The sequence below is a fragment of the Neptuniibacter sp. QD37_11 genome (assembly GCF_047778105.1).
Lineage (GTDB): Bacteria > Pseudomonadota > Gammaproteobacteria > Pseudomonadales > Balneatricaceae > Neptuniibacter.
This window is the reverse complement of record NZ_CP180552.1, coordinates 1,740,220-1,750,349: the sequence shown is the minus strand read 5'-3', so window position 1 is coordinate 1,750,349 and position 10,130 is coordinate 1,740,220. Positions and strand designations below refer to the sequence as shown.

Genomic DNA, 10,130 nt, shown 5'->3' with positions numbered 1-10,130 from the left:
AACGGGGAAATTGATCACAAAACAACCAGATTTTTTATACTAAAGTATAATTTGGTCGGAGCGGTATTTTTTATAGTGATGAATGAATCTATCGGTTATGAATAAGAGCTTGTCATGATACGGGCGACATTAAAATGAGGAGCTTTAAGGAAAACAGAGATCAAAAAACAGCATCAATGCTCTAGTTGGGCCTCTTTAAAACCAGATTCGATGTTTCTGAGTATCTGCTTTACACGCCTGGGCTGATCATCCCCGAATACATCTACAACTGTTTCTTTGAGCTGATCAAGGCCGTAATAAAAAGCAATCTGAAGCATGTCGTTAAAGCGATATCGCTCTACAACTTTATATAAAAGGGTCTCAGCTCTCATGCTGGGATTCGCATGATCGTATGCAAACTCAAGCTCTAGGCGTTTAACCAGACGCTTTTCAGATGGATGCGGTATCTCTCGTAGAGGAAGAACTTCTCTATGAGTGCCATTGATGAACTTTCCCATAACCTGGCTTCAATATTTCCTATAGCTCTTTTCAGTGGTAACTGATTAAACGTAGCATAAATTCATGGAGGAATATCAAAATGCTTTTGTAGAACACTTAAATGAAAAGTTCAGGAATGAATGTCTCAATCAACATTGGTTCCGCAGCTTGCGACCTTTCCCTATCATTAAAACCATCATCTTCGATGGGGTTTTAATCCTATGCTGCTTTGCTTTTAATTTCCGCTGGCGAGTATTAAGCTTACTACCTCCGTCGCCTATGACGACTATGTACTTCACGTAAACGTCTTTGCCTTTCTCGGAGCACTTCTAAACGTTCAAGCCTTCTCCTCTCAATGTTCTGCAGCTTCCTAGAAGGTCTGGGGGGCTGAGGCTCTAGCCACTTAAAAAGCTTATGTAACAAGTTCAGGAGGACGACTGCTCCAAATATCGCCCCCATTACCTGGATTCTCAGACCTTCATCAAGGGCCGAGCCATCATCAAAGAAGAACATTAAGAAACCAAAGCAAACTGCAAGCGCTCCAATGATTCTTTTTTTCTTCAAAGCAACAAGTCGTACCATCCAACAACTGAAGAAAAAATAAGCATTACATGTAAAAAGAAACGATAGACTGTTTTTCTGATGAACGTTGAGTTGCTGCCAAGACTCTGCATTTCCTTGGTACAAGAGGTAGCAAGCAAAAATTATACATCCCCCCATAATGAGAGAAGAAAACCAAGTTATGCCTTTAAAGATAATTGCGGTTCCCTCATCAACCTTTTTAGCAAGATTCGGGACGTAGAGCGCTATTGTTAATAAGAAGAGGCCGATTCCTCCCAAATACAGAACAAACTGATCGCCACCCAGCAGCTTGCTCACATACTCCCAAATTAAGAAGTGATAATGCTTTGTAAGATATGAGAATTGGGCAAAGAATAGCTCCACTACAACCCCTTTAAGAATTTTCAACTAACATAAAGCGCAGCAAAACAGGCTAATATTCCCAGACCAAGGAATCCATACAATTGTGGGGCCTCCTTAGCTTTACAGTGAGGGTGTCTTTCATAATAATTTGCTGGTTCGTTATAATTTGTCGCCACTGTCTGTCTTTATTACTTATGACAGAGAAGTTACGGATAATTTAGAGGTAGGTGCATGGACCGACCAGTACCATTGCAATAAACGAACGTAACCAATTTATATTTGGTAACCATAACTTACATTCCTTAATCAAAATAAAACTTGATCCCATTTCTATAAGCTGAACGTCAATTTTTAGATAAAGTTCGAGCATGAAGGAGTTGAACTTTTAATGGCCTCAAGGCTTTCGTTTACTCGATCTCCAACGCATAGGCTTGGGCACTTATGAACGCAGAGTGATCGTTGCTTGGATTTACGTATCTTTCCATGCCAAATTTCATCTACTGAAGATTTTTTTACGTTGCCTACGAACCCTTCAGGTGTTTGAAGGTTACAGCACATATGGACATCTCCCGTAGCCCCTATTGTTAGGCCTGAAATGGCCTGAAAGTGGCATGTGTTGTAATTCTGGTGAGAGGCTTCACCAAATACTTTTCTGTATTTGTCATAGTCGATAACCACCTTGAAGTTTTCGTTTGAAAACTGTTCAGCAGACTTCAGATTATCGATTAGTAGTTGTAGCATGAGAGGGTTGTGCAGATCAGATTTGGGAGCAAACATATTCGGCTTGACTTGGGCATAATTCACTCCAAGTGACTTGGAAAGAGCAATAAACTCAAGAATTCCTTTGTCTGAAAGTGGATTCAGTCCTGTGATAAAAGAAGCACCGATAATCGTCTTTGAAGTAAGGCTTGAGCGAATACGCAGTAAGTCCTTGAGGTTTTGAATGGTCCTGGAGAACTGAGCCTGCTTACCATGAGTTCGTTCATAGGATGCCTGATCATAACTATCCAAAGATATCCTTATCCACTGGAGAGCTGGGACCACTTCTTCAAGATTAATTTTATGAAGAAGACTGCCGTTGGTAATCAAGCCAATTTGAAGATCTAAGTTTTTGGCAATTTTAACGACCTTTTCAAAATCAGAATAAGAAGTTGGCTCGCCACCACCTGTTAGCTGAATGCTTTTTACGCCAAGCTTGATGCGAAGATCTGTCAGAACTTCGTCAATAAGCTCAATATTAAGTATTTCGTTGTTGTTTTCGATAACGCTCTGATCACTACATCCAGGGCATGAATGGTTGCAGATGTTTGTGAGATCCAACTTTACACTGATAGGGCCGTGAGTCTGGCCAGTTTCAAACCACTCTTTGTAGTGCTCAGGATGATGCAGTAACTTTGTGCTATTTAGAAAATCCATACATTGAAACCTTTACTCTATTAATTGATTGATTAATTGTTTGCTGTGTATGGATTAGTTACGTTTTACCTTTCTTTATGATTTCGAAACTATCCCCTATGAGATCACTAAAATTCTTCTCAAAAGAATATGTTATCTGTTGTTTAATGTGAGTTTTGAAGTGTTCCATGGCTAACTCCACTACTGTAGAGCAGATATCTTCGGTTGCTTCGAAATGGATGTAATTCAGTAGCCCATGCTTTAGGAACGATGGCATGTGTTTTTTCTGATGTTCAGGATCGATGCAAAGTCCACCACAGTCAGAGGTGCCTGCAGATTTTTCTACAATTTCGTTGTGCAACCCAATCAGCTTATGGCGGCAAAAAAAGGTTTCAAAGTCATCCTCTTTCGTGATGTACCACTTCTCAATTTCTTCTTCAGGGATGTGATAAGGGTCGGTTGGTAGCTCATGAAGCAGAAGGCTTGGAGATAAAGAACCAAACATTAGAGAGATAGATTGAATATGAATGCGTAATGAAAGGCCGATAAATTCAGTCAATTCTTGATCTGACAAATCTTCAAAAAAATCAAGTGAGTAAGTTTTCTTGATCAATTCCTCTGGCATTTTCTTCATATAATAGGTGGGGTGTATGCCAGAAAGAAAGAATATCTTAGCGGTTCGTGTAGTGAGAAGCTCTTGAGCCTTTAATGAAATGTTTTTTAGGTCTTCTAAATTTCTTTCAAGAAAGTGCTTAAAGTCGCCAGGTAGTTTAGAAGTCCTTATAAGAATTGCAGGAGGCACATAATGACGACTGATTTGTGCTACTTGAAACTTATCGTCCATGAGCAATTTATATAAATGGAAAGAAGCACTATTGGCCCTGAAAGGTTTGTTTTGAAGATGTTCATCAAACTGGAGCCTCAAGGACAGAAAAAGAGTCTCGAGCTGCTGAGGGCTTGTCTTAAACGCTCTAAGCAAAAGCTCTTTGAACAAGACTTGAGCTGGTGTTCCTGCCCCCATGAATCCTCGTAATGCATGAGCATTTGCGGTAGGGCCAAGGATCGCTTTCCCTAGAAGATTGAGGGATTTGGCGTGGGGTAATTTAAGGTCAAGTTGATAAGCGAGGGCATGCTTGAATGCCTCGTGAAGGGCACGTATATCCGCCTTGTTTGCGATAACAATCATCTTCCAATCCAATATCGATCAGCGAGAGAGACGATTCCATTATCTCCACAGCGCCTATTGGATGTGGATAAGGTATGTAGACGTGAAACAAGCATTAACTGCACTGGACGTGTTGGAACCAGCGGGGCCTGTCAAACCGTGTCGTTCAAGCGACGTAATTTGTTATAGCACAAACATTTTTTGTTTTTCAACACTTTTTGTTTCGTGATATCGTTTAAACGTAGCATTAATTCATGGAGGATTATCGAAATGCTTACTGTAACTATCAAGGAAGGTCAGAAGCTTTACATTGGTGATGACATCGTTGTCCACCTTCACCCCGAATCCGTTGGTTCTCGACAAGTTAAACTCTCAGTTGATGCTCCTAAGGACGTCACAATACTCAGAGAGAAGCTTAAGGCCAAACTTGATTCTGAAGACTCATATAACACACAGCGCAACTAAATAAGGGTCTACATTGAGACACATCGCTTCAGTCATACTCCTGTCCGCATTAAGTTCAACCTCAGTAGCGGATATTTTATCGGTTCATTGCCCACTTGGCTGCCCGTCAAACCCTGAGGGCAATGATTTAGTGTTTGGTCATGTTTATGCGCTATCGAATAATGGAAGCACTAAATTTGCAGACTGGGTGGTATATGAAGTTGATGTGTCCAATTTCGGGGATACGCCTGGAAGAAAATGGGCCGCTGAGCCACTTTTAGATGAGAATAAAACATTAGAGGCTGCAGATTATAAAAGCGCTTCTAGCTCCGTATTAGAAGCGGATCGAGGGCATCAGGCTCCTCTGGCCTCATTTGCTGGCTCCCGCTATTGGTCTGAGTTGAACTACTTGTCCAACATCACGCCTCAGAAAAAAGATTTAAATCAGGGCCCCTGGAAGAACCTAGAAGAAGCGGTCCGAGAGGCAGTGTCTTTTAGGAAGTCTCTCTTTGTTATTACTGGGCCTCTCTATACCGCTGAGATGCCTTCTATGCCAAAAGCAGACGAAGAACACAAAGTGCCTAGTTCTTACTTCAAAGTTATCTATGACCTATCTGGGAAGGCTGCTGCTTTCATTATGGATCAGAGTTCAGGGCGTAATAACTACTACTGTGAGAAAAGAGCAGCCCTCAGCGACGTACAAGGGAAAATCATATTTAGTTTGCCTGATTTAGAAATCAGTCAGAAAGTATATTCAAGATTAGGCTGTTAGATACCTTGATGACTTACCTAGTGTTCGCATTCCCAGCCAAGCAGTCACCGCATGGCTCAAGAAGGTGAGTCTCCTAGCTTATCGGACTTCTAGACATGGATTATTCATAAATGAAAATTAAAAAACGTTTTTTTATTGATGTTATTTTTATTCTAATAATTACTAGTTATATGCACATTTCAGGGAGCAGCTTTGCACTGCCTCTTTGCTTGTTCATTTTACTCACCTTTGCGTATTTAATTGAAAAGGAAATTACTGATACAGCTCAAAATATAGCTAATCGCATTGCCTCATATTTAGAATGCCTATTATTAGTTACAACATATTTCGTTTCCTCAACTCAGCCTGATGCAGTCATTGGCGGGGCTACATTTCTAGTGATTATCTTTAAATATCTTAGTCATGCATCATTTTGGAATATCTTAGGTGCAGGAGCATTTTCTGTAATAGTATTCACTATCTTGATAGTTAACAGCTCAATTCACTTTACAGCTGATATGACGGACAAAATCAATAAGGCCAATGAAACGTCGGCCAAGAATGGTGGTGAAATTTACCAAAAAGGGATTGGAAACCCACCCGCGCCTAGCACAATTCTGGAAACAGAAACTCTTAGATCAGTAGTCACCCCCCCGTTCAAGATAACTGAAGAAGATCCTTATTTAGACATAATAATCTTCACTGTTGCTTTTTCGATACTAATCGCCACCATAGAATTGTTATTTCATATGTTTGTTTATTGTCGACAAAAAAGGATCGAACAGAGCATATAACCTCCCTTATTTGGCCTTACATTCATAAAGGTAATGAATTGTAGAACAAAACTTACTTTGAACTTATTCTAAAAATATCCTTTTTTTACAGAATGTTAGCGCACACAAACATGAAGAGAATTCTTTTTTCTACATGTTGATTTGTGCTTCACTGAAGACAGTTATTTCAGTGCAAGGGGCTAACAATGAACAGCGATTTTTACCAGGGGATCAACCAAGAAGCTTTCAGGCTCGTTATTTGTCACTGCCCACCAGCGATTTGCCCAGAATCCGAGCTTGAAATGACTAAATTGGTCGCTACAGCACTACTAATTGGAATAGATCTGGCACTACTTCAGCCTCTCCTTGAGGATGGAGACGTTAAGAATATGCGTAAACTTGTAAACGGTCATACACACTAAGGTTCAAAATGGGATTCTGTATTGAGCTAAATGGTGAAGAGGCCATAGGTCGTAGTGAGGAATTTGAAGCACTGCTTATAGAGTTGGGCCTATTAAGCGACTGGGAGGATTATAAAGCTAACCTTTTCAGGGGGGCTTCAAATTATGGTCCTGAATCTATGGATGCGAATGCTAGGCGTTACTGTCACCTCAGAGGTATTGCGTTACTTCTAGGCTCACAAGTTTTTATGAGTTGCGTGCCAAAACGGAGCGGTCATGTTGCACGATACCCTGTACTTGAAGCAACTTTGCTACACCTTAGACTGAAAGAAGAGTGGGACGAATATTTCATGGGTAGCGCCTTTGTACTACTCGACAATGATGGTACGCGTGAGCCTGATAATTGGGGTATCTACTGGCATGATGTAGAAAGATTCTACTCGCAACGTGGTTTAATTCTAAAACCGTTGCTTGAATCGGAATTACCCATAGATGCTCTGCTGAATGTAGTCAGAGGGAATCTGAAGCTATCAAATCTGCATCTCAGTGATGAGCAAATAGATATTGCAAGACTAGCGACACACGGGCTCATTTCAAACGAAGAAGCACTAGAACGCATCAAAATTTCGAGGCCAAGGTAAAATAATTACTTCCGTGTCTATACAATTATGAAAACTCTTCATAGTTTGCAGAACTACAGGCTTAGGCCATTAATTCTGTTTTACGGAGCTATTATCCTAATTTATAGGAAAAGTTTTTAATCAATTGATTTTGTGGACTTATATACTGAAAAAGCTAGATTATTCCAGCTTGATTCATGTTAGGTTTAAGCTAACTTCATATAGCTTTTAAAGGAATAATAATTCTTAGTTTATGGACAAGCTAACAGTCAAAGCTGGTTTTCTTTCCAAGCTCTTCGGTAAACAGCCCCAAGAAATTGAGGTCACCGTTGATGGCATACGTCTTACCAACAGAGGTGAGCGTGAGCTCGTTACTTGGGACTTATTATCTGACGTTCCCAAATGTTCTAATGGTTGGTTATTCAGCAGCCTCGAAGTCGGTGAAGAGAAGATCCGTTTTCTACCTAAATCAGAAACAGGCGAGTTAGTTCAACAAGCATTCCAGCATTTCTATTACTTTCATTCGACGACTGCAAAGCAGGCGTTAAATAGAATTAATGAGAAGCTCAGTAAAGTTCACTATATCAGGACTAGCCATGTAGAGAAGATCAGTGCTTTTGCTTCAAGTGCACTCGGTAAAACTAAACTCCCTGACACTGATTCTTATAATGCATTGCCATCCGACCTTATTGCCCTCTACGGGACATTAAGAAATTGGTCGTCTAGAAACCCCGCATTTATCGAATCATTACGTAACAGGTATATAGAGCAACAACTTGCTGAGCATGGGACTTTATTCGATAAGGTTGAATCCAATCCTCTTACCGACAAGCAACGCTTAGCCTGCATCACTGACGAAGATAACAATTTGGTATTAGCTGGTGCAGGGACAGGCAAAACCAGCACGATGATTGGCAAGACAGGTTATCTGCTTGAGAGCAAGCAAGCTGTAGGTCATGAAATACTGCTATTGGCTTATGGGAATAAAGCGGCAGCAGAGATGCGAGAGCGGATTCAGGAGAAACTTGGTGTATCGAATGTAGCAGCTTATACGTTCCATGTATTAGGCCAGAAAATCATTTCAGACGTAGAAGGGGAGAAACCTTCAATCTCTCCATTAGCCACAGATGAAAAGCTCTTCACAAGCTATGTGGATCAATGGTTCTCATCACTTCTCAGTGATACCAAATACAAAGAGTTAGTTCTGCAGTACTTTGAGCAATACCTCTTTCCTGAAGCCAATCCCTTTGAATTTGAGACTCAGGGTGATTACTACGAATACATTCGAGCTAATGAGATCAGGACATTCAAAGGAGAAAACGTAAAAAGCTTTGAGGAATGCTTGATCGCTAATTGGTTGTACTCAATGGGTATCGAATACAAGTATGAAGTTGATTACCAAGCAGCTAACACAAGAACGCCTGACTTCCGACAGTACAAACCTGACTTCTACCTTCCCGAGTATGAGATATACCTCGAGCACTTTGGTATAGATAAACAAGGGAACACTGCACCATATGTAGATAAAGATAAATACTGGGAAGGCATTAACTGGAAAAGAGCTCTACATGAAGAGCATGAAACAGTACTTATTGAAACGTTTCACCATGAACAGGTGGAAGGGGAACTCCTCGCAAATCTTGAAACTAAGCTGGCTTTGAAAGGCGTTAAATTTAATCCGCTTCCTGCTGACTCAATGCTGAGCACATTACGTGAGTTCGGTGCGGTTACAAACTTCTCTTCGCTGTTATCAGCTCTCTTAAAGCAATTTAAATCATCAGGTTCTAGCCTAGAGGCTATTAAGAACAAGAAAGAAAGCCCCCAGCTTGTAGCTGCTGCTGAACTACTTGAACCTATTATCAACCGCTATGAGGACCACTTGGCAGAGAATAGGGAGATAGATTTTGAAGATATGATCAGTAAAGCTATTTCATATGTTGAAGATGGAAGTTTCAAATCTCATTGGAAATTCATTCTCGTTGATGAATTCCAGGATATTTCATTCCCAAGGGCGGAACTGGTAAGGCAGTTACGGGATTCCAGAAAGAACACTTCTATTTTCTGTGTTGGGGATGACTGGCAAGCAATATATAGGTTCACAGGTAGCGATGTTGGCCTGACAACTGGTTTCGATCAGATGTTTGGGGCTACAAAGACAATTTCTTTAGATAAAACCTTCAGGTTCAATAACAAGATTGGTGATGTTGCGTCTCGGTTTGTGATGAAGAATCCATCGCAAGTCAAAAAAGAGATGCATTCACATGTACACGTAGATCAACCCTCAGTTTCCCTCATTAGAAAGAACATCAATAGCGATGATTATTATGGGCATGTAGTTTCGGTTCTATCGAGGATTTCTGAATCAGCCAAACCAGGGGCAACGGTATACTTTCTGGCCAGGTATCACTTTAAGCTTTTTGAGAGTTCCCAGCTGAGGCACATTAGATCAATGTATCCGAACCTGGAAATATCACAGCTCTCATTTCATGCCTCTAAGGGCAAAGAGGCTGATTTTGTGATTATTGTAGGCTTGGATAATGGTAAACACGGATTCCCGTCTAAGAAGCTCACACACCCTCTGATCGAAGAACTTCTACCTAAAGCTGAAGAATACCCTGAGGCAGAGGAGCGCAGGCTTTTTTACGTAGCAATAACTCGAGCTAAACATCACTGCTACCTGATAGCAGATATGGCTAGAGCCTCTTCTTTTGTGAAAGAACTGGTAGAGGACAAATATGAACTAGCTCTGGATGAGCTTGGTATTGATCAAGGACAGTCAGAAGCTAAAGAGCGTAGCTGCAGGTCATGCGAAACTGGAACTCTTGTAAAACGAGAGGGGCCTCACGGTTCTTTTATGGCGTGCAGTAATTACCCTCTATGTGATTACAAAGAGCGAACATGCCCAAGGTGCAACAGCGCCATGAACAATAGCAATGAATTCAGAATTTGCTCGAACTCTAGCTGCGGTTGGTGGATTCCTATATGCCCTGAATGTGGTGGTAATTTGATGATGAGAGAAAGCCGATATGGAAAGTTCTGGGGCTGTGAGAACTATCGTTCTGAAGGGAGCAGTTGTTCTCATAAAAGCAAGTTTATTGAATCCCCCGAGTGACCTTAATATGCTTAAAAAAATAACAATAGGAGAAATCAGCTTATGAATAAGCAAGTTTCCTACAATTA

General features: G+C 40.8%; 10 protein-coding genes and 1 pseudogene. 7 read left to right on the top strand and 4 right to left on the bottom strand.

The window, feature by feature from the left end; genetic code table 11:
* Positions 1-173: 173 nt before the first annotated feature.
* Positions 174-497, bottom strand: coding sequence for a hypothetical protein (locus ACMXYT_RS08065; RefSeq protein WP_415912182.1), 324 nt, complete (start codon positions 495-497; stop codon positions 174-176).
* A gap of 76 nt (positions 498-573) precedes the next feature.
* Here ACMXYT_RS08065 and ACMXYT_RS08060 point away from each other — a divergent pair.
* Positions 574-648 (top strand): annotated as a pseudogene (locus ACMXYT_RS08060) (integrase core domain-containing protein); the annotation flags it as partial.
* A gap of 93 nt (positions 649-741) precedes the next feature.
* Here ACMXYT_RS08060 and ACMXYT_RS08055 read toward each other — a convergent pair.
* From ACMXYT_RS08055 to ACMXYT_RS08045, 3 genes are all read right to left on the bottom strand, one after another.
* Positions 742-1,422, bottom strand: coding sequence for a hypothetical protein (locus tag ACMXYT_RS08055; protein ID WP_415912181.1), 681 nt, complete (start codon positions 1,420-1,422; stop codon positions 742-744).
* Positions 1,423-1,752: 330 nt separating this feature from the next.
* Positions 1,753-2,817 (bottom strand): radical SAM/SPASM domain-containing protein, encoded by a 1,065-nt coding sequence (locus ACMXYT_RS08050; protein WP_415912180.1) that lies wholly within the window; start codon positions 2,815-2,817, stop codon positions 1,753-1,755.
* 58 nt (positions 2,818-2,875) lie between these two features.
* Positions 2,876-3,982 (bottom strand): hypothetical protein, encoded by a 1,107-nt coding sequence (locus tag ACMXYT_RS08045; protein ID WP_415912179.1) that lies wholly within the window; start codon positions 3,980-3,982, stop codon positions 2,876-2,878.
* A 249-nt stretch (positions 3,983-4,231) separates the two neighbouring features.
* On the opposite strand from ACMXYT_RS08045, the gene ACMXYT_RS08040 reads away from it, so the two are divergent.
* From ACMXYT_RS08040 to ACMXYT_RS08015, 6 genes are all read left to right on the top strand, one after another.
* Entirely contained in the window at positions 4,232-4,426 is a 195-nt protein-coding gene (locus ACMXYT_RS08040) for a carbon storage regulator (RefSeq protein WP_415912178.1), read from the top strand.
* Positions 4,427-4,439: 13 nt separating this feature from the next.
* Complete coding sequence (locus tag ACMXYT_RS08035) at positions 4,440-5,177, top strand: DNA/RNA non-specific endonuclease (protein WP_415912177.1); 738 nt, start codon at positions 4,440-4,442, stop codon at positions 5,175-5,177.
* A 110-nt stretch (positions 5,178-5,287) separates the two neighbouring features.
* Positions 5,288-5,950, top strand: coding sequence for a hypothetical protein (locus tag ACMXYT_RS08030; RefSeq protein WP_415912176.1), 663 nt, complete (start codon positions 5,288-5,290; stop codon positions 5,948-5,950).
* 185 nt (positions 5,951-6,135) lie between these two features.
* Positions 6,136-6,351, top strand: coding sequence for a hypothetical protein (locus tag ACMXYT_RS08025; protein WP_415912175.1), 216 nt, complete (start codon positions 6,136-6,138; stop codon positions 6,349-6,351).
* 8 nt (positions 6,352-6,359) lie between these two features.
* Entirely contained in the window at positions 6,360-6,971 is a 612-nt protein-coding gene (locus ACMXYT_RS08020; RefSeq protein ID WP_415912174.1) for a hypothetical protein, read from the top strand.
* A gap of 232 nt (positions 6,972-7,203) precedes the next feature.
* Positions 7,204-10,062 (top strand): UvrD-helicase domain-containing protein, encoded by a 2,859-nt coding sequence (locus ACMXYT_RS08015; RefSeq protein WP_415912173.1) that lies wholly within the window; start codon positions 7,204-7,206, stop codon positions 10,060-10,062.
* Positions 10,063-10,130 lie beyond the last annotated feature (68 nt).

Bases quoted from the DNA above. Each gene is read 5' to 3' on its own strand.
- ACMXYT_RS08020 (WP_415912174.1), top strand. From the start codon at position 6,360: ATGGGATTCTGTATTGAGCTAAATGGTGAAGAGGCCATAGGTCGTAGT.
- ACMXYT_RS08065 (WP_415912182.1), bottom strand. From the start codon at position 497: ATGGGAAAGTTCATCAATGGCACTCATAGAGAAGTTCTTCCTCTACGA.
- ACMXYT_RS08050 (WP_415912180.1), bottom strand. From the start codon at position 2,817: ATGGATTTTCTAAATAGCACAAAGTTACTGCATCATCCTGAGCACTAC.
- ACMXYT_RS08045 (WP_415912179.1), bottom strand. From the start codon at position 3,982: ATGATTGTTATCGCAAACAAGGCGGATATACGTGCCCTTCACGAGGCA.
- ACMXYT_RS08015 (WP_415912173.1), top strand. From the start codon at position 7,204: ATGGACAAGCTAACAGTCAAAGCTGGTTTTCTTTCCAAGCTCTTCGGT.
- ACMXYT_RS08030 (WP_415912176.1), top strand. From the start codon at position 5,288: ATGAAAATTAAAAAACGTTTTTTTATTGATGTTATTTTTATTCTAATA.
- ACMXYT_RS08040 (WP_415912178.1), top strand. From the start codon at position 4,232: ATGCTTACTGTAACTATCAAGGAAGGTCAGAAGCTTTACATTGGTGAT.
- ACMXYT_RS08025 (WP_415912175.1), top strand. From the start codon at position 6,136: ATGAACAGCGATTTTTACCAGGGGATCAACCAAGAAGCTTTCAGGCTC.